This window comes from Mesorhizobium sp. M0119 (assembly GCF_040322615.1).
Classification (GTDB): domain Bacteria; phylum Pseudomonadota; class Alphaproteobacteria; order Rhizobiales; family Rhizobiaceae; genus Mesorhizobium.
On record NZ_JAMYTU010000061.1, the window covers coordinates 1 to 22,377 of the forward strand.

Consider the following 22,377-nt stretch of genomic DNA (forward strand, 5'->3'; position numbering starts at 1 on the left):
TCCCTCGCCGCTGACGAGAGAGCTGCTACTCTCTCCCAGCGGTTCATTCTCGCCTCTTCGCAATGAATGTCATAAGACAAGCGCGTCGCGTTCGACCGGCCTCATGTGACGCGCTTCAGGTTCTTGTTTTGATGCATGTCGTTGTCGCAAAACCGCTGCACACTTTTGCGCGACATGCATTAGCCGCGCTTGAGCGGCTTGGCCTGCTTGAAAAAATCAGCCCAGGGATCGGCTTGCCCGAGCCGCTTCAGCGTCGTCTTGTCGCCGATCGGAAAGGCGTTCGGCGGCAATCCGGCCTCGATTTCCGCCCACGTCACCGGCATCGAAACCGTGGCGCCTTTCTTGGCGCGCGACGAATAAGGTGCAACCGTGGTGGCGCCGCGGCCATTGCGCAGATAATCGACGAAAATCTTGCCCGTGCGCGCCTTCTTCGACAGCGTCGCCGTGTAGCGGTCGGGTGCGCCCTGTTCGAGCGCTCGGGCGAACTCATGGGCGAAGCCTTTGACCTCGTCCCAGTCCGCCGACGGCTTCAGCGGCACGAGGACATGATAGCCCTTGCCGCCCGAGGTCTTGACGAAATTCGGCAGGGACAGTTCGTCGAGCCGGCTGCGGATATCGAGCGCCGCGGCACGCACCGCCTTCACGTCGACACCCTCGTCGGGATCGAGATCGAAGATGATCTGGTCGGGTTTTTCCAGTTCGTCCGTGGTGCAGCCCCAGATGTGGATCTCGACGACGCCGAGCTGCACCAGGGCCACGACACCGTCGAAATCGCGGATGAACAATATCTCCTCGCCGTCGGTGGGATCCTTCATCACGGCGATCTTGTCGTGCATGCCGGCCGAGGCATGTTTTTGGAAGAACCGTTGGCCGCCAACGCCGTCCGGCGCCCGCACGAGGCTGAGCGGCCGGTTGATGACGAATTGCTTCATGCGCGGCCAGACCAGCGCGTAGTGATCGACCAGATCCTGCTTCGATACGTTCTCCTCGGGCCACAGAAGCTTATCGGGGCGGGACAGCGTAACCGAGGTTTTCGCCGCGCCTGCGGGTTTGGCGGGCTTTGGCTTCGGCTCTGCCGTGGCTGAGCGTGCTTTCGGTTTCTCCTGCACGACTTCCTCCGCCGGCTTGTCCTCGCGCAATCCCTGGAACGACGCGTGGCGTATTATACGGTCCGACGTCCAACTGCGAAACTCCACTTCGCCGACAAGTTCGGGCTTGACCCAGACTAGCCCCTTGCCCCTTGGCACCGCCCTGTCGAAGGGCGAGGTTGTCGTCTTCAGCGCATCAAGCCTCTTCTTCAGTTCGTTGGTGCTTTTGGCCGTGAAGCCGGTGCCGACGCGGCCAGCATAGCGCAGCTTGCCGCCCTCGTGATAGCCGACCAGCAGCGAGCGCAGGCCGCGCCCGGTCTTGTCCGACGGCATGTAGCCGCCGATGACGAATTCCTGGCGCGCCGTGCATTTCGACTTCACCCACGAGGGAACGCGGCCGCTGCGGTAGGGCGCATCGGCGCGCTTGGAGACGACGCCTTCGAGGCCCAGGCGGCAAGCGTGCTCCAGCATGATCTTGCCGGGCTCGGCAAAGTGGTCGCTGAAGCGCACGGCCTGATCCTCGGCCTGTCCGGCGAGCAAGGTGCGCAGCCTTTCCTTGCGCTCGACCAGCGGCTCGGAACGGATATCCTCACCATTGAGACGCAACAGGTCGAAGACATAGTAGACGAAACGGTCCGTACGGCCCGCCGACAGATCTTGCTGAAGCAGCGAGAAGGACGACACGCCATTCTCCGCCAGCACGACGATTTCGCCGTCGATGATGGCATCGGTGCATTTCAGGCCGCCAAGTGCCGCGACAATTGCGCCACCGAATTTGTCGGTCCAGTCGAGGCCGGCGCGTGTCAAAAGCCGCACCTCGGTGCCCGCTAGCTGCGCCTGCATGCGATAGCCGTCGAACTTCACCTCATGCAGCCAGTCCTTGCCGGGCGGAGCGTCCCGCTCCAGCGTTGCGAGCGCCGGTTCGATGAATTCGAGCCGCCTTGCCGCCTTCTTGCCGATAGCCGGCCTGTCGGACTGCCAGACCCTTGGCTTCTTGCCGTCGGCGGTCTTGCCTTCGCCGACCTCCTCGATGGTCAGGCCGGATTTCACCGATTGCGGCGCCTCCTGCAAAATGTCCTCGCCCGGACGCGCGGCGGCATCGTCGGATTTGATCAGCAACCAGTTGTCACGCTTTTCGCCCGGACGCGGCTTCAGCCGCACCAGATGCCAGGCGCCATGCAATTTGTGGCCGTGCAATTCGAAGTTGATGTGGCCTTTCTTCATTGCCTTTGCCGGGTCGCCATCGGGGACCCAAGTTCCCTCGTCCCAGACAATGACCGAGCCGCCGCCATATTGGTCCTTCGGGATAGTGCCTTCAAACGGGGCATAGTCGATCGGGTGGTCCTCGACATGCACGGCGAGCCGCTTTTCGTGCGGGTCGAGGCTCGGGCCTCGCGTCACCGCCCAGCTCCACAGCACACCGCCATGCTCAAGGCGCAGGTCGTAGTGGAGCCGGGTGGCGGCATGCTTGTGGATGACGAAAATGCCACCCGGCTCGGCTTTCTTGCCGCGCGAGAGCTTGCCGGCCGGTTCGGCGGTCTTCTTGAAATTGCGCTTGGCGTGATACTGCTCGAGGCTGGCCATGGTCTGATCCTAAGCAGATTTGCGCCGAGCGGCTTTGGGCTTGGCGCCTTTTGCCGGGCGTCCGGTCTTTGTCGGCGCACCGGCTTCCGACGAAAGGCTCTTCTTCAGTGCATCGAAGAGATTGACGACGTTGGAGGGCCGTGGTTCTGCCTTTGTCTTCGGTGCCTTCTTGCCGGCCTTCTTGGCGCGGACCAGCTCGATCAGCGCGTTTTCGTATTTGTCCTCGAATTCGGAAGGATCGAACTTCGCCTGTTTCTCATTGACGATGTGTTCGGCCAGCCTGATCATCTCGGCGTCGGTCTTCACCGGCTTGATGTCGCCGAACACCATCTCGGGCCTGCGAACCGTATCGCCATAGCGCAGGGTCGTCAGCAGCAGACCCTTGCCCAACGGCTCGATGACCACCGGACGTTCGCGGCGATAGAGCACGATGCGGGCTAGCCCCGCCGTCTTCTTGGCGGCCATGGCATCGCGGATGACGGCAAAGGCCTCTTCCGAGACCTCGTCAGCGGGCGTCACATAATAGGGCGTATCGAGATAGATCTGCTGGATCGAGGATTTTTCGATGAACCCATCGAGGCTCATTGTATGCGAGGATTCGATCTGCACGGCTTCGATCTCCTCCTCCTCGATTTGGACGAAGTCGTCGTCGCCGATCTCGTAGCCCTTGATCTCGTCGCCTTCATCGAGCGGCTTGCCGCTTGCCGAATCGACATAGACGCGCCTGACAGTGTTGCCGGTCTTGCGGTTGAGCACGCGGAACGAGACCTTCTCGGCCTGGGTGACGACATTGGTCAGTTCGACGGCGCAAGTGACCAGCGAAAGCTTGAGATACCCTCTCCAGGCCGGGCGCGGCGCCATGACAAACTCCCTGCGCGACAATGTTCAACCGAGAACGGGCAAAGTCCGTTCCGGTTCCGGCGGCGCAAAGGCAAGTCCGGACTTTCAGCCCAGCCTTGCCTTGAACTCCATTCTCGATCGCGGCCCTACTCGGCGGCTTGCAGGTTGATCTTGCTTTCCGCCATCTCGGTAAGCTTGCGGTCGGTCGCCTGTTCCTCCTTGAGATTGTTGGCCAGCACATTGGCGCAGTCGCTGCGGCCCAGTTGCTTGGCCCAGGCAATCAAGGTGCCGTAACGGGTCATCTCATAATGCTCGACCGCCTGGGCGGAGGCGATCAGCGCAGCGTCGAGGACCTCCTTGTCGGCGATGTCGCCGCTGACGTCGTCGGCCTCTTCGAGAATGCCGTCGATGGCCGGGCAGTCGACCTGCTTGGCCTTCACGCCGTGCAGTTCGAACACCTGCTCGACACGCTGGATATGACCCTTGGTCTGGGCGAGATGTTTCTCGAAGCCGGCTTTCAGCTGCGGATCACTCGCCTTGTCGATCATCTTCGGCAGCGATTTCTCGATCTGTTTTTCAGCGTAGTAAATGTCGCGCAGCGTGTGCACGAACAGATCGTCGAGTGTTTTGATATCCTTCGAAAAGAAGCCCATGGCCTTTGCCTTTCCATTGCTCTTGCGGTTTCGGATTTTTGGCTGCGGCCCAATCCGGGCACCACAGCCTACGAACCGGTTCGTCCCGGCACTGGGCAATCAACGTGCGGCTGACGGGCGGGTTCCTGGTTTTCCAGCCGCGTGCACGGAAATTTCGCGGTCCAGTAAGAACCTGAAACAAAACCGCGCTTCTGCGACATTCAGGCGAAACATATGTGATGCAAAAGTCACACTGGACGAAATGCCGGCGGACTGCATGGAAACACCGCGAATCAGCCGCATTCCAGCCATGAACAAAGGCATTTTTGACCAGAGATTAACATCGCGTTCACCGACTATTCACGCCTGGACGCTATGATCCCCGCAATTCGGAAGGGACATCCGAAACGGGACAGGGACCGAGTAAAATGAGCTTCTGGAATCAAATCGCCGGCTATGCCGCCGCCATCCGCGAATTCGTCGCGCCGACCTATCGGCCCGAGCGCTATTATATGCGCGGCCCAGGCCCCGCCTGCGCGCGCCGTGGCAACACGCTTGGGATCAGCGTGCACTGATGATGAGCGTGGAGAGCCGTCACGACAGCCGTATCTGCCGGCCCGACGCCGACAACCGGTCAACGACCTATCGCGCCGAGCGCCCTGCGCTGACCGACAGACGGCGTGCGACAACGCCAAGTCTCTAGCATTCCGGGCTTTGATCCAGCCGCCGGCAGGCCTAGTGTCGCCTGACACTAGCTGCCGGGCGCCACGTGATCGTCAAGCCGAACCATTCTCCTGAGCCGCCAGAATTCGAATCGAGTCGCCCGCTGATCGTGTTCGACGGTATTTGCGTGTTGTGCTCGGGCTTTGTGCGCATGGTGGTGAAGCTCGACCGCAAGGGCCGCTTCCATTTCGTAACGGCGCAGTCGCCCTTCGGCGAGATGCTGTTCAAGAAATTCGGGCTGCGGACGGATCGCTACGAGACCAATCTCGTCATCGTCGATGGCGCCGCTTTCACCCGCCTGGACAGTTTCGTTGCCGTCATGGCCGAACTCGGCTGGCCGTGGCGGGCGGCGCGGATCCTGCTGCTGTTGCCGCGCCCGCTTCGCGACTGGCTCTACGACCGCATCGCAAAGAACCGCTACGCCCTGTTCGGCAAGAAGGACAATTGTGAAATACCTTCCGCCGAGGTGAGGGCAAGATTGATCGGCTAAGGCGCATTGCCGTGGCCGGGAGCGGCGCGGGGCATTTGGGGGGATTGCGGATGAAGGTTCTTGTCGTCGGCGGCTATGGTACCTTTGGCGGTCGCACCGTCGAGCTTTTGGAGGGCGAGCCGCGTCTGATCCTGATCGTCGCCGGGCGCTCGCTCGCCAAGGCTGACGCGCATTGCAAGAAGCGCGCCCCGACAGCAGCCCAGCTGGTGCCGGCACTGTTCGACCGTGACGGCGATCTCGCTGCGCAACTCGCTGCATTTGAGCCTGATATTGTAGTCGACGCGAGCGGCCCGTTCCAGGCCTATGGCGAGGGACGCTATCGCCTGATCGAGGCATGCATCGCCCGGCGCATCAACTATCTCGATCTAGCCGACGGCTCGGATTTCGTCGCCGGTGTCTCTGCGTTCGACGAGGCGGCGCGAAACGCCGGCGTCTTCGTGCTGTCCGGCGTCTCGAGCTTTCCGGTGCTGACGGCGGCGGTGGTGCGTCGCCTGTCTTCGGACCTGACGCGGGTTGACGGCATTCGCGGCGGCATCGCGCCGTCGCCTTCGCCGGTGTCGGCGGAAACGTCATTCGCGCTATCGCCGGTTACACCGGTCAACCGGTGCGCCTTGTTCGTAATGGCCGTCCCGAACAAGGCCGTCCGTTTACCGAGCAGCTGCGCTATACTATCGCGCCGCCGGGCCGGCTGCCGCTTCGAAACACGCTGTTTTCGCTCGTCGACGTTCCGGACCTGCGTGCTCTGGCCGCGCTTTGGCCGGAGGCGAAGACCATCTGGATGGGAGCTGGGCCGGCACCCGAGGTGCTGCACCGCGCCCTGATCTGCCTCGCCTGGCTGGTGCGTGCCGGATTGATCGGTTCGCTTTTGCCGCTGGCGCCGCTGATGCATCAGGCAACGAACCGGCTGCGCTGGGGCGAGCATCGCGGCGGCATGTTCGTAGAGGTGGAGGGATCGGACCGGGCGGGCGCCATCGTCAAGCGCTCGTGGCATCTCTTGGCCGAGGGCAATGATGGGCCGCTGATCCCGTCTATGGCGGTCGAAGCGCTGGTCCGCAAAGCGCTGGCCGGACATCAGCCCGCGCCGGGTGCACGGGCGGCGGTGCGCGATTTGGAGCTCCGGGATTATGAGGCCCTGTTCGCCGGGCGGACGATCTACACCGGCTTCGGGAACGGGGCCGCGGACGAGGACAAGCCGCTTTATGCCGAGCTGCTCGGTGCCGCCTGGCAAGGCCTTCTCGAGGCAATACGGTCAATGCATGACCGTACGATCACGGCCGCAGGCCGCGCGCGCGTCGAACGCGGGCGCAATGTTCTTGGCCGGCTAATGGCCTGGATGGTCGGCTTCCCCGGGGCAAGCGAGGACATCCCGGTTCATGTCCGCTTCGACACCGACAAGGACGGCGAGACCTGGACGCGGACATTCGGCAAGCACAGTTTTTCGAGCCTGCAGTTCGCAGGCCGCGGTCGATCGCAGCGCCTGCTGTGCGAACGCTTCGGCCCGCTGACCTTCGCGATGGCGCTGGTTACCGAGGACAGCCGGCTGATGCTGGTCTTGCGCCGCTGGAGCTTTTTTGGCCTGCCGCTTCCGATGTGGCTCGGTCCACGCTCGACTTCCTACGAAACGGTGGAAGATGGCCGCTTCCGCTTCCATGTCGAGATCTCGCATCCGCTTGCCGGCATGATCGCCCGCTACCGCGGCTGGCTGGAGCCCTCCGGCCCGCACGGCTCCAGCGAGATCGTGTCGCCTGCCAGCTTGGCCAGTTCGCGGCAGTCCTGCGCCGTGCACAGCGTCCAGCCCTGACCCGTAGCGCCCGAGGCGGCGAGCACCAGGCGCCGCTGTGGCCTGAGCTTGGGCGCATAGACCCACCAGCCGTCGCGCAGTGCCGAGCCTTGCGGCGGCTCCATCCCGGCGCCCGATCCCTTGATGCGGGCCTCGACCAGCTCCAGGCCGGACGGCAGCACCTTCCAGTCTTCCTGCCACTGAGTCTTCTCCACCGAATGCATCCAGGAGAGCGTGAAGGCAGCGACCGCGAGCGTCACCGTCTTGCCAGCCGCGACGATGCAGAGGCTCATGCTGAATTGGCCAGCGAAGCCTGCCGCGCGCGCCAGCAGTGCCAGCCGATCCAGGCAAGGGACAGCGCCCAGCCCGCCTCGTCGGTGAGCGGCAGCGCCGCAACCAGCAGCACGCCGGCGGCGAACGCGACGAGGCGTTCCCACCAGGCCATGCGCCGGGCGAAAAATCCGACGGCCGCGGCGCCCCAGAGCACGATACCCATGCAGGCTTTGATGACGATATAAGCGACCTCGACGGGATAGCCGAACTGGGCGGCGATCGGGCCGGGATCCTGCAGCATCAGCGCCGGGGTATAGACCGCCATGAACGGCACCACGAAGCCGGCAATGGCAAGCTTGGTGGCCTGGATGCCGATCTTGAGGCCGCTTTCCTTGGCCATGGGTGCGGCGGCGAAGGCGGCCAGCGCGACCGGCGGAGTGAGATCGGCCATGATGCCGAAGTAGAAGACGAACATATGGCTGACCACCAACGGCACGCCGAGCGACAGCAGCGCTGGCCCGGCCAGCGACGAAGTGATGATGTAGTTGGGAATGGTCGGTATGCCCATGCCGAGCACCAGGCAGGTGAGCATGGTCAAAAGCAGCGACAGGAACAGATTGTTCTCGCCGATCGAGATGATCCAGCCGATGAAGGTCGAGGCGATGCCGGTAAGCGTCAACGTGCCGATGACGATGCCGACAATGGCGCAGGCAATGCCGACCGGCAGCGCGTTCTTTGCTCCCTCGGCAAGGGAATCCACGCATATGCGCAGCGTCTCGCGCCCGCCCTTGAAGGTGAGGCAGGCGACGACCAGCACGGCGATGACCACGCTGAGGATGTTGACGCCGAATTTCATGAAGGAAGCCGCGGCAAGCCCGAGCGCCAGCCAGAAGACGACGCGGAAGGCGAGCGGCCCGATCGATGCTGCCAGCGGCGTGCCGAGGATGAGCACAATGGTCAACGCCAGGCCCATGGTGCCGGCGAAGACCGGTGTGTAGCCGGCAAACAGCAGGTAGATCAGTGCGGCGAGAGGCAGTACCAGCGGCCAATGTTGTCTCACTGCATCCCACGGATTGGGCAGGTCGGCCTTGGCCATGCCGTGCAGGCCGGCCTTGCCGGCTTCCAGGTGCACCTGCCAGAAACACGCGCCGAAATAGAGCAGCGCCGGAATGATCGCCGCCTTGACCACCGCGGCATAGGGGATGTTCAGCGTCTCGGCCATGATAAAGGCAACCGCTCCCATCACCGGTGGCATGATCTGGCCGCCCATCGACGAGGTCGCCTCGACGGCGCCGGCGAAGGCCGAGCGGAAGCCGAAGCGCTTCATCAGTGGGATGGTGAACTGGCCGCTGGCCACCACATTGGCGACGCCGGAACCGGAAATGGTGCCCATCAGCGCGGAGGACAGCACGCAGACCTGCGCCGGGCCGCCGCGCCATGAGCCGACCAGGCCAAGCGCAAAATCGTTGAACAGCGCGATCATGCCGGCGCGCTCAAGAAAGGCGGCGAAGACGACGAAGATGAAGATGTAGGCGGCCGAGACATAGATCGGCGTGCCGTAGATGCCTTCGGTGCCATAGGCGAAGGTGTCGACGAGCTGGGCGAAATCATAGCCGCGATGGATGAAAGGCGGCGGCAGATGATTGCCGGCAAATGCGTAGGCGAGAAAGATGAAGGCAATGACGGCGAGCGGCAGCCCCATCAACCGCCGCGCCGCCTCGAAGACCAGCACGACCAGCACCGCGCCGACGATCAGGTCAGGCGCGGTGAGAAAGCCGGAGCGGCGGATGAGGTCGGCATAGAACACCCAATTGTACAGACCGGTGGCGAAGCCAAGCACGCCGAGCGTCCAGAACACTGCTTTCGCCGGGACGCTTTTGGCGCGCAGATTGGCGATTAGGGCAAAGCCGAGCAGCAGCAGGAAGCCGACATGCATGGCGCGTACGACCTGGCTCGGCAGGCTGCCATAGGCGGCGATGTATATCTGGAAGATGGAGAAGGCGACGGCGATAAAAAAAGCCGCCTTGCCGGCGATGCCTTCGCCGAAGCCCGGCGGCAATCCTTCGACAGGAGCTTCCGCTGTGGGGGAAAGAACGGTCGGGGTTGCGGTCATTAGCGGGGTTCCTGGCGGGGCGCTCCCCTCCCCCTCGAGGGAGGGTGCCGAGCGAAGCGAGGCGGGTGGGGTCGGTGCGGCAGTGCGCGGACTCAACCGACCCCACCCGTCCATCCGCCTTCGGCGGCTGTCCACCCTCCCCTCAAGGGGGAGGGATGGCTCCTTACTTCACCAATCCCTTTTCCTTGTAATACCTCTCGGCGCCTGGATGCAGCGGCACCGGCATGCCGTCGAGCGCCTTGGCCGGGTCGATCCCCTTGGCGGCGGCGTGGGCAGCGGTGAGCTGGTCGAGATGCTCGAACAGCAGTTTGGTCATCTGGTAGGCGGTCTCGTCGGAGACATCGGCGCTGGTGATCAGGAAATTGCCGATGGCGGCGGTCGCGACATCCTCGGTCTGGCCCTCATAGGTGCCCTTGGGGATGACCACGGAAAGATAGGGCGAGCCGATCTTGGCGACGTCCTCCTCCGGCACGGCAACGATGTTTACCGGCACTGAGGTGGCGAGGTCACGGATCGACGCGACCCCAAGGCCAGCCGATTGCAGCGTGGCGTCGAGCTGGCGGTTCTTGATCAGTTCCACCGATTCGGCAAAGGGCAGATATTCGATCCGCCCGAGGTCTTCGTATTTCAGCCCGGCAGCGGCAAATATCGTGCGGGCGTTGAGCTCGGTGCCTGAGGCCGGCGCGCCGACAGATAAGCTCTTGCCCTTGAGATCGGCGAGCGTCTTGATGCCGGATTCCTTGCTGGCGACGATCTGGATGTAGTTGGGATAGATGGCGGCGATGCCGCGCAGCTTATCGAGCTTGCCTGGGAAGCCGGCTTCGGTATTGCCTTCGGCAGCCAGCTTGACGGAATCGCCGAGCGCAAAGGCGATCTCGCCCTTGCCCTGCTGCAAGAGATTGAGGTTTTCGACCGAGGCCTTCGTCGCCTGCACCTGGGTGCGCGCGCCTTCGATGCCCTTGCCGTAGATTTCCGACAGCGCGACGCCGAGTGGGTAGTAGACGCCGGACGTGCCGCCGGTCAGCACGTTGATGAATTCCTGTGCCTTGACCGATACCGCGCCAAGGCCAAGCGACAGCGCCAGCACGCCCGCCGCAATAAATTTCGTCCTGAAATTGAGCATGCGATTTCCTCCCTGAAAATTCGCCCCGTGCCCTCCTCTGCGGCACGAAGTGAAGCGAGTTTAGACAGCGGGCGGGAAATGCCAACCCGCAACAGCAGCGATTAGACGAACGGCTAAGCAGTGCCGCAACACGTTGGCGCTTGCGCGAGGTCGCATCGCGGCAGAAAGATTTTTCCAGCGCTTGTCGAAATCCGGCAGGGCCGCGCGACATACGTCCGGCTCGCAACGATGCGGCCTTAGAAACGGGAGAAGACCATGCGATATATGCTTTTGATCTACGGAAACGAAGCGGGGATGGCAGCGGCGCCAGCAGACGCGGTGACACAGATGTCGAGCGCGTACGTCGCCTACACCGAAGCGTTGAAGAAATCCGGCGCCTGGCTCGCCGGCGACCGGCTGAAGCCGACGCAATCCGCTACCTCGGTGCGGATGGCCAATGGCAAGAGCAACGTGCTCGACGGCCCCTATGCCGACACGAAGGAGCAGCTTGCCGGCTTCTATATGATCGAAGCGGAGGACGTCGACGCGGCTATTGCCTGGGCGGCGCGCTGCCCAGGCGCCAGCACCGGCACGGTAGAGGTGCGGCCGATCTGGGAACTCACCATGTGATGCCGGAACTGCCCGACACCGCGCGGGCGGCGGCGGAAGCGGCCGCCCGGCAAGGCTACGGCAAGCTGGTCGCCTATCTCGCCGCGCGCACACGCGACGTGGCCGCTGCCGAGGACGCCTTGGCCGACGCCTTTGCAGCGGCGCTCGAGCGTTGGCCACAGGCGGGCGTGCCCGACAAGCCGGAAGCCTGGCTGCTGGCGGTGGCACGCAAGCGCCGCGTCGACGCTGTCAGACGGCGACTGACAATCGAGGCGGCCCGCGACCACCTTAGGCTGATCGCCGAGGAGATGGAGGCACGCGTGGCCGACGAAGACCTGCCGGACGAGCGGCTCAGGCTGATGTTTGCCTGTGCCCATCCGGCAATCGAGGCCGGCGTGCGAGCACCGCTGATCCTGCAGACGGTCCTGGGCTTCGACGCAGCGACCATCGCCTCGGCTTTTCTTGTCTCGCCAGCCACGATGAGCCAGCGCCTGGTGCGCGCCAAAATGCGAATTCGCGAGACAGGCATTCCGTTCCGCGTGCCGGAACGGGCCGAGCTCGGCGAGCGGCTGGGCACCGTTCTGGAAGCAATCTACGCCGCGTTTGCCGAAGGTTGGTCCGACCCGGCCGGCACCGAAACGCGGCGCCGCAATCTCGCGACCGAAGGCATCTGGCTCGGTCGGCTGGTCGCCTCGCTGATGCCGGATGAGCCGGAAGCACTCGGCCTGCTGGCGCTGATGCTGTTCGCCGAGGCGCGGCGTGCAGCCCGGCGCAATGCGGCGGGTGACTATGTGCCGCTGGCCGAGCAGGATCTTGCATTTTGGGACGACACAATGATCGACGAAGCGGAGGCGCTGCTCGGGCGCGCGGCGGCCGAGGGTGTTGTCGGTCGCTACCAGCTCGAGGCCGCTGTGCAGTCCGCCCATACGACACGGCGGCTGACCGGTTGTACCGACTGGGTCGCGATCAAGGAGCTCTACGACGCGCTGTCGGTGATTGCCGGCTCGCCGGTGGTGTCGATCAACCGTGCAGTGGCGATTGCCGAGGCCGAAGGTGCTTCGGCAGGATTGGGCGCCCTTGATCAACTCAGCGGCGACAAGCGGCTGTATGACTATCAACCTTACTGGGCCGCCCGCGCGGGCCTGCTGGCCAGACTCGGCAAAGTTCCGCAAGCGAGCGAGGCCTATGACCGGGCTATCGGCCTCGAACGCGATCCGGCCGTGCGTCGGTTCCTGCAGGAACGACGGGCAGGGCTCGGCCGCGCGGAAAGAAACTGAGACAAGGCGGAGTGCTCAGGCCGGCCACATGTCGTGGGAAGCATTCAGCCTCTTCATCACCCGATGTTCCCGCAAATTGGCCCACAGGCGTTCGATATTCGGCCAAGCGGTTGGAACCTTCGCGACCTCCGGATGCCAGGCCACCAACATGACGAGATAGATGTCGGCCAGCGAGAGCCGGTCGCCGGCCAGCCAGTCATGGCCTGCGAGGGCGGCATCGAGAATGGCGAAGCTGCGATCCATTTCCGAGACCGCCGCCTGTTTGACAGCGTCCACGCCGCGGGGATCGGTCGTGTAGCGATGAGCGTAGAAGAACCGCAGGTCAGCCGAATAGATGACGGAGGACATGAAAAACATCCAGCGCAGGAAGTCGGCACGGTCAGGCGAACTTGCTGTGGGCGCCAGTCCTGCTTCCGGGTGGCGCTCGGCCAGCAGGATGCAGATCGCCGCCGATTCGGTCATCGAACGTCCGTCCGGCAAGATCAGGACCGGCACCTGGTTCAAGGGGCTGATGTCTAAAAAGGTCTGATCGAGTCGGCCCTTCGGAACGTCGATCTGGTCGAAAGGCACACCCGTCAAAGCGAGCGCCGCCTCGACGACAAAGCCGCCGGTATTGGCACGCGTATAGAGCTTGTACATGAAGTCCTCCGCCAGCCGGGCAGCGACGATTTGATACGGAAGTGACTCGCCGCTCAAGCGAACGACGCCCGCCACAGGTGGTTTTTCAGCGATCCACGCCGAAGCGTTGATACAGAACGTTTGATGCCGGAGGGGCAGCGCGAAGGATCGCTACGAACCGGTCAAAAACTCTCGTGTCTAAGCACCCAATCCCTCGAACAGGATCGTCGAGAGATAGCGCTCGGCGAAGGAGGGGATGACGACGACAAGGTTCTTGCCCTTGTTCTCGGGCCGCGAGCCGACGACGATCGCCGCTTGCAGGGCGGCACCCGACGAGATGCCGACCGGCACACCTTCGAGCCGAGCGACGAGCCGTGCATTGGCAACCGAATCCTCGTTCGAAACCTTGACGATCTCGTCATAGATCGTCGTGTCAAGGATTTTTGGCGCGAAGCCGGCGCCAATGCCCTGGATCTTGTGCGGGCCTGGCTGGCCGCCCGACAGCACCGGCGAGGCTTCCGGTTCGACGGCGACGACATGCACCGAGGGCTTGCGCTTCTTCAGCACCTGGCCGACGCCGGTGATGGTGCCGCCGGTTCCGATGCCTGCAACGAAGATATCGACTTCGCCCTGGGTGTCGTTCCAGATTTCCTCGGCGGTGGTGCGGCGATGGATTTCCGGATTGGCCGGGTTCTCGAATTGCTGCGGAATGACGGCGTCAGGCAGCGTTGCCGCCAGCTCGTCCGCCTTGGCGATGGCGCCCTTCATGCCTTTCGGCCCTTCGGTCAGCACCAGTTCGGCACCGAGCAGCGCCAGCATCTTGCGGCGTTCGACGGACATGGTTTCCGGCATGGTCAGGATCAGCTTGTAGCCCTTGGCGGCGGCGGCAAAGGCGAGCGCGATGCCGGTATTGCCCGAGGTCGGCTCGATCAGCGTGGTCTTGCCGGGCGTAATCCTGCCCGAAGCCTCCAATGCCTCGATCATCGACACGCCGATGCGGTCCTTGACCGAGGCGATCGGGTTGAAGAATTCGAGTTTGGCCAGCAGATTGGCGACGACACCCTTCTCCCTGGCGAATTTATCAAGCCGCACCAGCGGCGTGTCGCCGATCGTCTCGGTGATCGAATTGTAGATGCGGCCGCGGCCGGGCACGTGTGTGGGGGTGGCGGGCTTGTTCATTGATTTTCCTCCCAGAGGTCAAGCGGCAAGAGTCGGGGCGGGCATAGGATAGAGCCATCCACCGCGCAAGATAGGCTGTCGATCGAAAAATATCCGAGTGAAGTTCGTGCTGAATACCCCCGCCCTTGCAAGGCGTGACAATCCCTGGGCGGATTGGCGAAAGAGGTCTATTGGCGGGCGGCAATTGCCGCCGCCGCACCGACCATGAATCCGGCGGCGGTGCGGTTGAGTGCCCTCAGCGCCCGCGGCGACTTCAGGAACCAGCGCGCCTTGGCCGCCAGCGCCAGATAGGGCACCAGCACCACGAGCAGGACGACGATGGTGAGCGCGACAAGGATCGCGTAGTCGACCAGCGTGATCGCCTTCAGATCGACGATGGTCGGGGTGATGGCAAGATAGAAGATCATCGTCTTCGGATTGCCGAGTGTGACGGCGAGACCGGCTACAAAGCTGGATGCCAAGCCGCCCTTGCCTTTCTTTGCCTCCACCGTTTCGGGCGTGATGCCGCTCGTCCAGAAACGCCAGCCAAGAAAAGCGAGGTAGGCGACGCCCAGCCATTTGATGGCCAGGAAGACCATGCCGAAAGTTTGTGCGACGAAAGCCAGGCCGAGGACCACGGCAGTCAAATAGGTCAGGTCGCCGAGTATCAGCCCGAACGACATGGCCAGCGACGAGCGGAAGCCGGAACCCAGCGCACGCGCAACAAGCGCGGTGACGCCTGGGCCGGGGATGGCTGCGGCGATGCCGAGGGCGGCGCTATAGGCGAGGAATCCGGTGAGCGTCATGATTCGCGCTTGTGGCACGATGTTGAAGTTGGGTGAATTCCCTCGGCCCGGATTCGATTGCGCCAGCGCAGCAGGCGACACCGCCGTTCAGGAGCGGCCGTCTTCGTAGGTAACGCGCCAGATGGTGCCGTTACCGTCGTCTGTGACGATCAGGGAGCCGTCCTTGGCCATCGCAACACCGACCGGGCGGCCCCAGACGGCGTCGTTCGAGATAACGAAGCCGGTCATGAAGTCCTCATATTCGCCGGTCGGCTTGCCATCCCTGAATTTGAGCCTCACCACCTTGTAGCCGGTCCTGGCGCCACGGTTCCACGAACCATGCATGGTGACGAAAGCGTCACCCTGGTAATCCGTCGGAAAGTTCTTGCCGTCGTAGAAGGCTATGTTCATCGGCGCCGAATGCGCCTGCATCAATACATCGGGGACAGTGGCCTTGCCGGCGAGGTCTGGCCGCTCGCCCTGATGGCGCGGATCCTCGTTATTGCCGATGTAGTACCAAGGCCAACCATAGAACGCACCGTCCTTGACTTCAGTTGCAAATTCGAACGGCACATTGTCGCCGAGCTCGTCGCGCTCGTTGACGACGCACCACAACGCGCCGCTGGCGGGCTGCACCGTCATGCCCGTGCAGTTGCGCAGGCCGGTGGCGACAGTTCGGGAATTTTTCCCATCCGGGTCAAAGGCGAGCACATCGGCACGGCCTTCCTCGGAGCCCCACGTTGCACCGAGCGGCTTTGATTTCGCCCAGGCGTCGAGGCCGCCATCGGGTTGCTTGTCCATGTCCTCGGCGACATTCGAGTCCGAGCCAACCGATAAAAAAAGGGTCTTGCCGTCAGGCGAGAAGGCGATGTCACGGGTCGAGTGACCGCCCGACGGGATTTTGGCGACAATGGTTTCTGGTTTACCGGACGCCTTTAGGTCACCGTCGCGATAGGGGAAGCGGACGATGCTGTCGCTGTTTGCGACATAGACCCATTGCGGCTTGTCCCCTGGCGGATAGAAGGCGATGCCATATGGATAGTTGAGGCCCTTGGCGAAAATCGCTTTCTCGATGGGTTTGGCGCGGCCCTCGGCCAGACGGTAGACGCGTATTTGGTCGGCATGGCCGTTGGCGATGAACAGGTCGCCGTTCGGAGCGGCGCGAACGACGCGCGGATTATAGAGTCCGGAGGCGATCATTTCGGCCGAAAAGCCCGGAGGCAATTCTGGCTTGGCGCTTTCGGGCCGCTCCGCCACGCCGGCGCCGTTCGAAGCGGATTGAGCGGGGTCGGCTGCCGGCATGTCTTGCGGCCCGATCAGGCGGCGGACGCCAGGCCTGTCGGCGTGCCAATCGCCAAAAGCTGCTTCGCCTTTGAGCACCTTCTGATCCGACTGCTGGGCGGATGCCGGTGTCGCGACAAGGAGAGCAGCGGCAATGGCCGCAAAGCCGCCAGATCGGGTCATCAACGTCCTCCGGGATTCGCCTCGAAGAGGGCAAACGGAATGAGGCATTGGTCGTTCCAAGCGGTCGTCCGGAACACGAGGATTTGAAGCCGAACCCCTTCAGTTGCCAGAGGCGTAGAAATCCTCATCAAGGCGCTTTTCCAGCGCGACCAGATCGGCCGGCAGCGGCAGGCCCATGGCCCGCATCTCTTGCAGCTTCTCACGCAACTGCTCTTGCACCTCGTGCTGATCCTCAGGCTGATTGACCATTTCCTCGAGCAGCAGGCTAATCTGGGCCTTGAACGATTCCAGCGCCATTCTTTTTCTCCTTGCGGCAGGCCGCGGCGGCTCCTAGCGCAGCATGCGCGAAATCAGCTGCGCGGTATAGTCGACCATCGGTACTATGCGGGCATAGTTCAGCCGCGTCGGCCCGATGACGCCGAGCGCACCGACGACGCGCGCGTCCTTGTCGCGATAGGGTGCCACCACCAGCGAGGAGCCAGACAGCGAAAACAGCTTGTTTTCCGAACCGATGAAGATGCGCACCCCCGGACCTTCCTCGGCGAGGTCGAGGAGCTGGATCAGCCCATCCTGCGTCTCCAGATCCTCGAACAGATGCCGCAGCAATTCTATGTCGGCCTGGGCGGTGACGTTTTCCAGGAGATTGGCGCGGCCGCGCACGATAAGCCGCCCAGGCACGCCGCTTTCGGCGCCTGCCCAGACCGCCAGGCCCTTCTCGACCAGATCCTGCGACAGCGTGTCGAGGGCTGCCCTGGTCTCTTCCTTGATGCGGGCGATCTCGACCCGCGCCTCGGCCAGGGTGCGGCCGCGGATATGGGCGTTGAGGAAGTTGGAGGCTTCGTGCAATTGCGAGACGGTGATGCCGGCGGGCAGATCGATGACGCGATTTTCGACGTCGCCGTTCTGCGAGACCAGCACGGCCAGCGCCTTGGTCGGCTCGAGCTGGATGAATTCGATGTGCTTCAGCGCCACCTCGTTCTTGGCGGCGAGCACGAGGCCGGCGCCGCGCGACATGCCGGACAGCATCTGGCTGGCCTCGGTCAGCATATGCTCCAGCGTCGCGCCCGAGCCGGAGGCGCGCACCTGCGCCTCAATGGTGCGGCGCTCCTCGTCGGAGAGGTCACCCAGTTCCATGAAAGCATCGACAAAGAAGCGCAGGCCTGCCTGGGTCGGCAGCCGGCCGGCCGAAATGTGCGGCGCATAGATCAGGCCGAGATGCTCAAGGTCGCTCATCACGTTGCGGATGGTGGCCGGCGACAGCGACGACGGCAGGATGCGCGACAGGCTGCGCGAACCGACCGGCTCGCCATCCTTCAAATAGGAATCGACGATGCGCCGAAAGATGTCGCGCGAACGCATGTCGAGCGATTGAAGCGCGGGCGATTGCAGCGCGTGCGACGGAAGCACGTGCGATTGCGAACCGGGATCGACTGCCTTGGTCATTCGAGCCAAAAACCTCCGCCCCGAAGATATAGACTTCCGCGGCGGCGGCGCAACCGGTCCATTTTCCTTTGCGCCTAGCGCCCCGTGCGGCTACAAGCCCGGCCAAGATTCCGAAGAAAGAAAGAAGCCTGAATGCGCCCTTCCAAACGCCAATTCGACGAAATGCGCCCCATCTCCTTCGAGCGCGGCGTCTCCAAGCATGCGGAAGGCTCGTGCCTGGTGAAGTTTGGCGACACGCATGTGCTGTGTACGGCCAGCCTGGAGGAAAAGGTGCCGGGCTGGATGCGCAATTCCGGCAAGGGCTGGGTGACGGCGGAATATGGCATGCTGCCGCGCTCGACCGGCGAGCGCATGCGCCGCGAGGCTTCGGCCGGCAAACAAGGCGGCCGCACGCTGGAAATCCAGCGGCTGATCGGCCGCTCCCTGCGCGCCGTGGTCGATCTGCAGGCGCTCGGCGAGCAGCAGATCACCGTCGACTGCGACGTGATCCAGGCCGACGGCGGCACGCGCACCGCTTCGATCACCGGCGGCTGGGTGGCGCTTTACGATTGCCTGCGCTGGATGGAAGTCCGCCAGATGGCGAGCCTTGGCAAGGTGCTGAAGGATCACGTTGCGGCGATCTCCTGCGGCATCCATGATGGCCAGCCGGTCATCGATCTCGACTACATCGAGGATTCCTCGGCCGGCACCGACGCCAATTTCGTCATGACCGGCAAGGGCGGTATCGTCGAGATCCAGGGCACGGCCGAGGGCGAGCCGTTCTCGGAAGAGCAGTTCGCGGCGCTGATGGTCTTGGCCAAGAAGGGCATTCAGCGCCTGGTCAGCCTGCAGCAGATGGCCGTGGACTGATCTTTAGTTTATGACGATGAGGTTGACGATCCTGTGACCCCTTCCGCAATCCTGGAATCAGCACTCTACGTGACGGATCTTGCTGCCGCGGAACGGTTCTATTCGGGCGTGCTCGGGCTCGATCCGCTCGGCAAAGTCGACGGCAGGCATCTCTTCTTCCGCTGTGGCGACGGCGTGCTGCTCATCTTCAATGCCGAGGCGACCAAGGTGCCGCCGGCGTCCGATGCCAAGCTCAAAGTGCCGCCGCATGGCGCCGTCGGCGAGGGGCATCTTTGCTTCGCCGCAAGCGCGGATGAAATCCCGCGCTGGAAAGCCCATCTTGAGGCGAAGAAAATCGCCATCGAAAGCGAGTTCGAATGGCCGCAGGGCGGCCGCTCGATCTATATTCGCGACCCCTCGGGCAATTCGATCGAATTCGCCGAGCCAAGAATCTGGGGCATCTGATGCATTCGCCAACTGTTCACTCGCTTGACGGGCATAAGATCATCGTCGCCAGCCATAACGCTGGCAAATTGCGGGAATTCGCCGATCTGATGGCGCCGTTCGGCATAGAAGCGAAGTCCGCCAAGGAATACGGCCTGCCGGAACCGGACGAGACCGGCACCACCTTCGAGGAGAACGCCCTCATAAAAGCCTTGGCCGCCGCCAAGGCCACTGGATTGCCGGCGCTGTCGGACGATTCCGGCCTATGTGTCGATGCGCTCGACGGCGCACCCGGCGTCTACACCGCCAACTGGGCCGAGACGCCGGACGGCTCCCGCGACTTCGGCATGGCCATGCAGCGCACGGAAGTGGCTTTGCAGGAAGTTGGCGCGATCACGCCTGCTCAGCGCAAGGGCCGCTTTGTCGCGGTGATCTGCCTGGCCTTTCCCGACGGCCAGGCGGAATATTTTCGCGGCGAGGTCGAGGGCACACTGGTATGGCCGCCACGCGGCGAGCTCGGCTTCGGCTACGATCCGGTGTTCTTGCCCAACGGGTTCGAAAAGACCTTCGGCGAGATGAGCGCGGAGGAAAAGCATGGCTGGAAGCCCGGCCAGCCAACCGCATTGTCACACCGTGCCCGCGCCTTTCAGAAATTCGCCCAAGCCCGATTGGCCGCCGCATGACCATGCTGCTCGACCGCAGCCCTGGTTTCGGCGTCTACGTCCACTGGCCGTTCTGCGCGGCCAAATGCCCCTATTGCGACTTCAACAGCCATGTCCGCCACCAGCCGGTCGACCAGGAGCGTTTTGCCCACGCCTTCGAGACCGAGCTGGCGACCATGCGCGGCCGCACGGGACCGCGCGAGGTGACAAGCATCTTTCTTGGCGGCGGCACGCCGTCGCTGATGAAGCCGCAGACCGTGGCGGCGGTGCTGGATGCAGTGGCGAAGAACTGGACGGTGCCTGATGGCATCGAGGTGACGCTGGAGGCCAATCCTTCCTCCGTCGAGGCCGAGCGCTTTCGCGGCTATCGCTCGGCGGGCGTCAACCGGGTGTCGCTTGGCGTGCAGGCGCTGAACGACAAGGATCTGCGCTTTCTCGGCCGTTTGCACAATGTCGATGAGGCCCTGCATGCGATCGGCCTGGCGCGCGAGATTTTCCCACGGTTGTCCTTCGACCTGATCTACGCGCGGCCGGACCAGACGCCCGAAGCGTGGCAGACGGAGCTCGAGCAGGCGATCGGCCACGCCGCAGACCATCTGTCGCTCTATCAGCTGACCATCGAGGAAGGCACGCCGTTCCATGCACTGCATGCGGCAAGGAAATTCATCATTCCAGACAATGAGCTTGCCGCCGATCTCTACGCGTTGACGCAGGAGATCACCGCCGCGCGCGGACTGCCGGCCTACGAGATTTCCAACCACGCCAGGCCCGGCGCCGAAAGCCGGCACAATCTCACCTATTGGCGCTATGGCGAATATGTCGGCGTCGGTCCCGGTGCGCATGGCCGCTTCGTCGAGAGCGGGCGGCGCGTGGTGACGATCGCCGAGAAAATGCCGGAGACCTGGGCCAATCTGGTCGAGGCCAAGGGCCATGGCGTTACCGGCGGCGAAATCCTGACGCGGTCGGAAGAGGCCGACGAGTTCCTGCTGATGGGGCTGAGGCTGGCGGAAGGCATCGATCTTTCCCGCTACGAGGCGTTTTCAGGGCGCGGCCTGTCGACGGCACGGCTGTCGGTGCTGCAGGACGAAGGCCTAGTGGCGCCGATCGGCAATGCCCGCCTGCGCGCCACGCCGGCCGGCATGATCGTGCTCGATGCGGTCGTGGCGGATCTGGCCAGATAGCACGTTGAAGAACGTTCTCTTCGTCTGCAGCCAGAATCGCTTGCGCAGCCCGACGGCGGAGCAGCTGTTTTCCAAGCGGCGGGACATCGAGGTCGCATCAGCGGGCACCAATCACGATGCCGACACTCCGTTGACGCATGAACTCGTCGCCTGGGCCGACATCATCTTCGTGATGGAAAAAACGCACCGCGCCAAACTGCAGCAGAAATTCAAGACAAGCATGAAAAGGCTCGAGTAATCTGCCTCGATATTCCCGACGACTATGAATTCATGGACCCGGCTCTGGTGGGCCTGCTGGAGGCGCGCGTCTCGAAGTGTCTAGGTTGAACGATACATCGCGGAGCATGCGCAACCGCGCATTCGAGAGCTGTCTCGACCAATCGCGAAGGTCTGCGGTGGTCAAGCCTCGTGCTTGTGGCGGTGTTTGGCGCGATCTTTTTCGCTGGTCTCTCCGGAGCGCGCCGGCTTGATCTCGCTTTTGTCGCGCGAGGCACGGTGCTGGTCGGCTGTGGGATGTGACGCTGCGCCATCGCGGGCGCTTTTTGTTTCGAGGCGGGTGATGAAAATGTCGAAGCGATTGGGCATCGTCCGGTCAGTGCTCCATCGTGCGGTCGGTTTCGGTTGCGGGCTTGCTCTCTGCCGATCGCTGGCGGGCAAGCGGCTTCTTGGCTCTGCCATCTGCGGCTTCGGCAGGCAGGCTCTTGTCGCATGGCGCGGCGAAGCGCTTGCGGCCGGCATAGTAGGGTTCGAAAACGTCCTGTATCGTCAGGCTGTCCATCCTGCTCCTCCCGAGATCAGGGGTAAAATTCGCCGGCAACGGTTTCGTTCCCTACTATGGCGAAGGCATGGCGGCTGGTTCACGTCGGCATCCCTTTTGGAACCCGGGCTTTGCAACCCAAGCTTTTGCAACCAAGCGTAAGCCGTGCCAAACAGGGTCGAACGGAGTTGTGCAGGTGACCGGCGAATTGGCCAAACGCAGTTATGTGGTCGGGCAGACCGAGATTGCCGCCCGGCCGCTCGAGCCGGCGCTCTATCTGGTGGCGACGCCGATCGGCAATCTCGCCGACATCACGCTGCGCGCGCTGGAAACGCTCGCCGCCGCTGATATCGTCGCCTGCGAGGACACACGTGTCAGCCGCGTGCTGCTCGACCGCTACGGCATCCGCCGCCGCACCACCGCCTACCACGAGCACAATGCCGGCGAGGCCGGGCCGAAGCTGATCGCGGCACTCGAGGCCGGGCAGAGCGTAGCGCTGATCTCGGATGCTGGCACGCCGCTCATC

The 22,377-nt window shown here is 63.4% G+C and carries 25 protein-coding genes and 1 pseudogene; 12 read left to right on the forward strand and 14 right to left on the reverse strand.

Annotated elements, in window-relative coordinates; all coding sequences use genetic code 11:
• Nucleotides 1-179 precede the first annotated feature (179 nt).
• The 3 genes from ligD to NKJ40_RS29505 all read right to left on the reverse strand — a co-directional run bounded on the left by ligD (nucleotide 180) and on the right by NKJ40_RS29505 (nucleotide 4,165).
• Nucleotides 180-2,672 carry a DNA ligase D gene (gene ligD / locus NKJ40_RS29495; RefSeq protein ID WP_352469064.1) on the reverse strand — a complete coding sequence of 831 codons (2,493 nt, stop codon included), beginning with the start codon at nucleotides 2,670-2,672 and terminating at the stop codon, nucleotides 180-182.
• 9 nt (nucleotides 2,673-2,681) lie between these two features.
• Entirely contained in the window at nucleotides 2,682-3,533 is an 852-nt protein-coding gene (gene ku / locus NKJ40_RS29500; RefSeq protein WP_352469065.1) for a non-homologous end joining protein Ku, read from the reverse strand.
• Between the two features lie 125 nt (nucleotides 3,534-3,658).
• Nucleotides 3,659-4,165, reverse strand: a complete 507-nt coding sequence (locus NKJ40_RS29505; RefSeq protein WP_352469066.1) for a YciE/YciF ferroxidase family protein — start codon at nucleotides 4,163-4,165, stop codon at nucleotides 3,659-3,661.
• A 407-nt stretch (nucleotides 4,166-4,572) separates the two neighbouring features.
• Between NKJ40_RS29505 and NKJ40_RS29510 the strand changes: the two genes are divergently transcribed.
• From NKJ40_RS29510 to NKJ40_RS29525, 4 genes are all read left to right on the forward strand, one after another.
• A complete protein-coding gene (locus tag NKJ40_RS29510; RefSeq protein ID WP_023718851.1) occupies nucleotides 4,573-4,719 on the forward strand; it encodes a hypothetical protein in 147 nt (48 codons plus the stop codon).
• A 257-nt stretch (nucleotides 4,720-4,976) separates the two neighbouring features.
• On the forward strand, nucleotides 4,977-5,357 hold the full coding sequence (locus tag NKJ40_RS29515) for a thiol-disulfide oxidoreductase DCC family protein (protein WP_352469067.1): 381 nt from the start codon (nucleotides 4,977-4,979) through the stop codon (nucleotides 5,355-5,357).
• A 50-nt stretch (nucleotides 5,358-5,407) separates the two neighbouring features.
• The gene (locus tag NKJ40_RS29520; RefSeq protein WP_352469068.1) at nucleotides 5,408-6,178 is read left to right on the forward strand and encodes a saccharopine dehydrogenase NADP-binding domain-containing protein; all 771 of its coding nucleotides are present in this window, start codon (nucleotides 5,408-5,410) and stop codon (nucleotides 6,176-6,178) included.
• Nucleotides 6,136-7,158 carry a DUF4166 domain-containing protein gene (locus NKJ40_RS29525; protein WP_352469069.1) on the forward strand — a complete coding sequence of 341 codons (1,023 nt, stop codon included), beginning with the start codon at nucleotides 6,136-6,138 and terminating at the stop codon, nucleotides 7,156-7,158. The genes NKJ40_RS29520 and NKJ40_RS29525 overlap by 43 nt, the downstream gene beginning before the upstream one ends.
• Here the strand turns inward: NKJ40_RS29525 and NKJ40_RS29530 are convergent.
• The 3 genes from NKJ40_RS29530 to NKJ40_RS29540 all read right to left on the reverse strand — a co-directional run bounded on the left by NKJ40_RS29530 (nucleotide 7,047) and on the right by NKJ40_RS29540 (nucleotide 10,646).
• Nucleotides 7,047-7,430 carry a DUF1850 domain-containing protein gene (locus tag NKJ40_RS29530; RefSeq protein ID WP_352469070.1) on the reverse strand — a complete coding sequence of 128 codons (384 nt, stop codon included), beginning with the start codon at nucleotides 7,428-7,430 and terminating at the stop codon, nucleotides 7,047-7,049. The genes NKJ40_RS29525 and NKJ40_RS29530 overlap by 112 nt on opposite strands.
• Nucleotides 7,427-9,523 carry a TRAP transporter permease gene (locus tag NKJ40_RS29535; protein ID WP_352469071.1) on the reverse strand — a complete coding sequence of 699 codons (2,097 nt, stop codon included), beginning with the start codon at nucleotides 9,521-9,523 and terminating at the stop codon, nucleotides 7,427-7,429. The genes NKJ40_RS29530 and NKJ40_RS29535 overlap by 4 nt, the downstream gene beginning before the upstream one ends.
• A 163-nt stretch (nucleotides 9,524-9,686) precedes the next feature.
• On the reverse strand, nucleotides 9,687-10,646 hold the full coding sequence (locus NKJ40_RS29540; RefSeq protein ID WP_352469072.1) for a TAXI family TRAP transporter solute-binding subunit: 960 nt from the start codon (nucleotides 10,644-10,646) through the stop codon (nucleotides 9,687-9,689).
• A gap of 255 nt (nucleotides 10,647-10,901) precedes the next feature.
• Here NKJ40_RS29540 and NKJ40_RS29545 point away from each other — a divergent pair, with 255 nt between their 5' ends.
• Together NKJ40_RS29545 and NKJ40_RS29550 are read left to right on the forward strand one after the other, a co-directional pair.
• A complete protein-coding gene (locus NKJ40_RS29545; protein ID WP_352451868.1) occupies nucleotides 10,902-11,255 on the forward strand; it encodes a YciI family protein in 354 nt (117 codons plus the stop codon).
• Nucleotides 11,255-12,511: an RNA polymerase sigma factor gene (locus NKJ40_RS29550; protein ID WP_352469073.1), complete on the forward strand. Its 1,257-nt coding sequence runs from the start codon at nucleotides 11,255-11,257 to the stop codon at nucleotides 12,509-12,511. Before NKJ40_RS29545 ends, NKJ40_RS29550 begins: the two co-directional genes overlap by 1 nt.
• A gap of 15 nt (nucleotides 12,512-12,526) precedes the next feature.
• Here the strand turns inward: NKJ40_RS29550 and NKJ40_RS29555 are convergent, their stop codons facing one another.
• From NKJ40_RS29555 to hrcA, 6 genes are all read right to left on the reverse strand, one after another.
• The gene (locus NKJ40_RS29555) at nucleotides 12,527-13,150 is read right to left on the reverse strand and encodes a glutathione S-transferase family protein (protein ID WP_352469085.1); all 624 of its coding nucleotides are present in this window, start codon (nucleotides 13,148-13,150) and stop codon (nucleotides 12,527-12,529) included.
• Between the two features lie 177 nt (nucleotides 13,151-13,327).
• On the reverse strand, nucleotides 13,328-14,308 hold the full coding sequence (gene cysK / locus NKJ40_RS29560) for a cysteine synthase A (RefSeq protein ID WP_352469074.1): 981 nt from the start codon (nucleotides 14,306-14,308) through the stop codon (nucleotides 13,328-13,330).
• Nucleotides 14,309-14,475: 167 nt separating this feature from the next.
• Complete coding sequence (locus NKJ40_RS29565) at nucleotides 14,476-15,093, reverse strand: LysE family translocator (RefSeq protein ID WP_352469075.1); 618 nt, start codon at nucleotides 15,091-15,093, stop codon at nucleotides 14,476-14,478.
• An 87-nt stretch (nucleotides 15,094-15,180) separates the two neighbouring features.
• Entirely contained in the window at nucleotides 15,181-16,536 is a 1,356-nt protein-coding gene (locus NKJ40_RS29570; RefSeq protein ID WP_352469076.1) for a PQQ-dependent sugar dehydrogenase, read from the reverse strand.
• A gap of 99 nt (nucleotides 16,537-16,635) precedes the next feature.
• A complete protein-coding gene (locus tag NKJ40_RS29575; protein WP_352469077.1) occupies nucleotides 16,636-16,833 on the reverse strand; it encodes a hypothetical protein in 198 nt (65 codons plus the stop codon).
• Between the two features lie 33 nt (nucleotides 16,834-16,866).
• A complete protein-coding gene (gene hrcA, locus NKJ40_RS29580; protein WP_352469078.1) occupies nucleotides 16,867-17,979 on the reverse strand; it encodes a heat-inducible transcriptional repressor HrcA in 1,113 nt (370 codons plus the stop codon).
• Between the two features lie 132 nt (nucleotides 17,980-18,111).
• Between hrcA and rph the strand changes: the two genes are divergently transcribed.
• The 5 genes and pseudogenes from rph to NKJ40_RS29605 all read left to right on the forward strand — a co-directional run bounded on the left by rph (nucleotide 18,112) and on the right by NKJ40_RS29605 (nucleotide 21,421).
• The gene (rph, locus tag NKJ40_RS29585; RefSeq protein ID WP_292658263.1) at nucleotides 18,112-18,828 is read left to right on the forward strand and encodes a ribonuclease PH; all 717 of its coding nucleotides are present in this window, start codon (nucleotides 18,112-18,114) and stop codon (nucleotides 18,826-18,828) included.
• Nucleotides 18,829-18,861: 33 nt separating this feature from the next.
• The gene (locus NKJ40_RS29590) at nucleotides 18,862-19,272 is read left to right on the forward strand and encodes a VOC family protein (protein WP_352469079.1); all 411 of its coding nucleotides are present in this window, start codon (nucleotides 18,862-18,864) and stop codon (nucleotides 19,270-19,272) included.
• Nucleotides 19,272-19,934, forward strand: coding sequence for an RdgB/HAM1 family non-canonical purine NTP pyrophosphatase (gene rdgB / locus NKJ40_RS29595; RefSeq protein ID WP_352469080.1), 663 nt, complete (start codon nucleotides 19,272-19,274; stop codon nucleotides 19,932-19,934). The genes NKJ40_RS29590 and rdgB overlap by 1 nt, the downstream gene beginning before the upstream one ends.
• Nucleotides 19,931-21,094 carry a radical SAM family heme chaperone HemW gene (gene hemW, locus NKJ40_RS29600; RefSeq protein ID WP_352469081.1) on the forward strand — a complete coding sequence of 388 codons (1,164 nt, stop codon included), beginning with the start codon at nucleotides 19,931-19,933 and terminating at the stop codon, nucleotides 21,092-21,094. Before rdgB ends, hemW begins: the two co-directional genes overlap by 4 nt.
• Before the next feature lie 4 nt (nucleotides 21,095-21,098).
• Nucleotides 21,099-21,421, forward strand: a pseudogene (locus NKJ40_RS29605) (low molecular weight protein tyrosine phosphatase family protein).
• 72 nt (nucleotides 21,422-21,493) lie between these two features.
• Here the strand turns inward: NKJ40_RS29605 and NKJ40_RS29610 are convergent.
• Together NKJ40_RS29610 and NKJ40_RS29615 are read right to left on the reverse strand one after the other, a co-directional pair.
• Nucleotides 21,494-21,679, reverse strand: coding sequence for a hypothetical protein (locus NKJ40_RS29610; protein ID WP_352469082.1), 186 nt, complete (start codon nucleotides 21,677-21,679; stop codon nucleotides 21,494-21,496).
• Between the two features lie 7 nt (nucleotides 21,680-21,686).
• Nucleotides 21,687-21,872: a hypothetical protein gene (locus tag NKJ40_RS29615; RefSeq protein WP_352469083.1), complete on the reverse strand. Its 186-nt coding sequence runs from the start codon at nucleotides 21,870-21,872 to the stop codon at nucleotides 21,687-21,689.
• 175 nt (nucleotides 21,873-22,047) lie between these two features.
• Between NKJ40_RS29615 and NKJ40_RS29620 the strand changes: the two genes are divergently transcribed.
• Nucleotides 22,048-22,377, forward strand: a 330-nt coding sequence (locus tag NKJ40_RS29620) for an SAM-dependent methyltransferase (protein ID WP_352469084.1), incomplete at its 3' end; no start/stop codon positions are given.

Excerpts from the sequence above, each read along its gene's own strand:
- ligD (WP_352469064.1), bottom strand. The coding sequence starts at position 2,672 with ATGGCCAGCCTCGAGCAGTATCACGCCAAGCGCAATTTCAAGAAGACC.
- ku (WP_352469065.1), bottom strand. The coding sequence starts at position 3,533 with ATGGCGCCGCGCCCGGCCTGGAGAGGGTATCTCAAGCTTTCGCTGGTC.
- NKJ40_RS29505 (WP_352469066.1), bottom strand. The coding sequence starts at position 4,165 with ATGGGCTTCTTTTCGAAGGATATCAAAACACTCGACGATCTGTTCGTG.
- NKJ40_RS29510 (WP_023718851.1), top strand. The coding sequence starts at position 4,573 with ATGAGCTTCTGGAATCAAATCGCCGGCTATGCCGCCGCCATCCGCGAA.
- NKJ40_RS29520 (WP_352469068.1), top strand. The coding sequence starts at position 5,408 with ATGAAGGTTCTTGTCGTCGGCGGCTATGGTACCTTTGGCGGTCGCACC.
- NKJ40_RS29525 (WP_352469069.1), top strand. The coding sequence starts at position 6,136 with ATGGGAGCTGGGCCGGCACCCGAGGTGCTGCACCGCGCCCTGATCTGC.
- NKJ40_RS29530 (WP_352469070.1), bottom strand. The coding sequence starts at position 7,430 with ATGAGCCTCTGCATCGTCGCGGCTGGCAAGACGGTGACGCTCGCGGTC.
- NKJ40_RS29535 (WP_352469071.1), bottom strand. The coding sequence starts at position 9,523 with ATGACCGCAACCCCGACCGTTCTTTCCCCCACAGCGGAAGCTCCTGTC.
- NKJ40_RS29540 (WP_352469072.1), bottom strand. The coding sequence starts at position 10,646 with ATGCTCAATTTCAGGACGAAATTTATTGCGGCGGGCGTGCTGGCGCTG.
- NKJ40_RS29545 (WP_352451868.1), top strand. The coding sequence starts at position 10,902 with ATGCGATATATGCTTTTGATCTACGGAAACGAAGCGGGGATGGCAGCG.
- NKJ40_RS29550 (WP_352469073.1), top strand. The coding sequence starts at position 11,255 with ATGCCGGAACTGCCCGACACCGCGCGGGCGGCGGCGGAAGCGGCCGCC.
- NKJ40_RS29555 (WP_352469085.1), bottom strand. The coding sequence starts at position 13,150 with ATGTACAAGCTCTATACGCGTGCCAATACCGGCGGCTTTGTCGTCGAG.
- cysK (WP_352469074.1), bottom strand. The coding sequence starts at position 14,308 with ATGAACAAGCCCGCCACCCCCACACACGTGCCCGGCCGCGGCCGCATC.
- NKJ40_RS29565 (WP_352469075.1), bottom strand. The coding sequence starts at position 15,093 with ATGACGCTCACCGGATTCCTCGCCTATAGCGCCGCCCTCGGCATCGCC.
- NKJ40_RS29570 (WP_352469076.1), bottom strand. The coding sequence starts at position 16,536 with ATGACCCGATCTGGCGGCTTTGCGGCCATTGCCGCTGCTCTCCTTGTC.
- NKJ40_RS29575 (WP_352469077.1), bottom strand. The coding sequence starts at position 16,833 with ATGGCGCTGGAATCGTTCAAGGCCCAGATTAGCCTGCTGCTCGAGGAA.
- hrcA (WP_352469078.1), bottom strand. The coding sequence starts at position 17,979 with ATGACCAAGGCAGTCGATCCCGGTTCGCAATCGCACGTGCTTCCGTCG.
- rph (WP_292658263.1), top strand. The coding sequence starts at position 18,112 with ATGCGCCCTTCCAAACGCCAATTCGACGAAATGCGCCCCATCTCCTTC.
- rdgB (WP_352469080.1), top strand. The coding sequence starts at position 19,272 with ATGCATTCGCCAACTGTTCACTCGCTTGACGGGCATAAGATCATCGTC.
- hemW (WP_352469081.1), top strand. The coding sequence starts at position 19,931 with ATGACCATGCTGCTCGACCGCAGCCCTGGTTTCGGCGTCTACGTCCAC.
- NKJ40_RS29610 (WP_352469082.1), bottom strand. The coding sequence starts at position 21,679 with ATGCCCAATCGCTTCGACATTTTCATCACCCGCCTCGAAACAAAAAGC.
- NKJ40_RS29615 (WP_352469083.1), bottom strand. The coding sequence starts at position 21,872 with ATGGACAGCCTGACGATACAGGACGTTTTCGAACCCTACTATGCCGGC.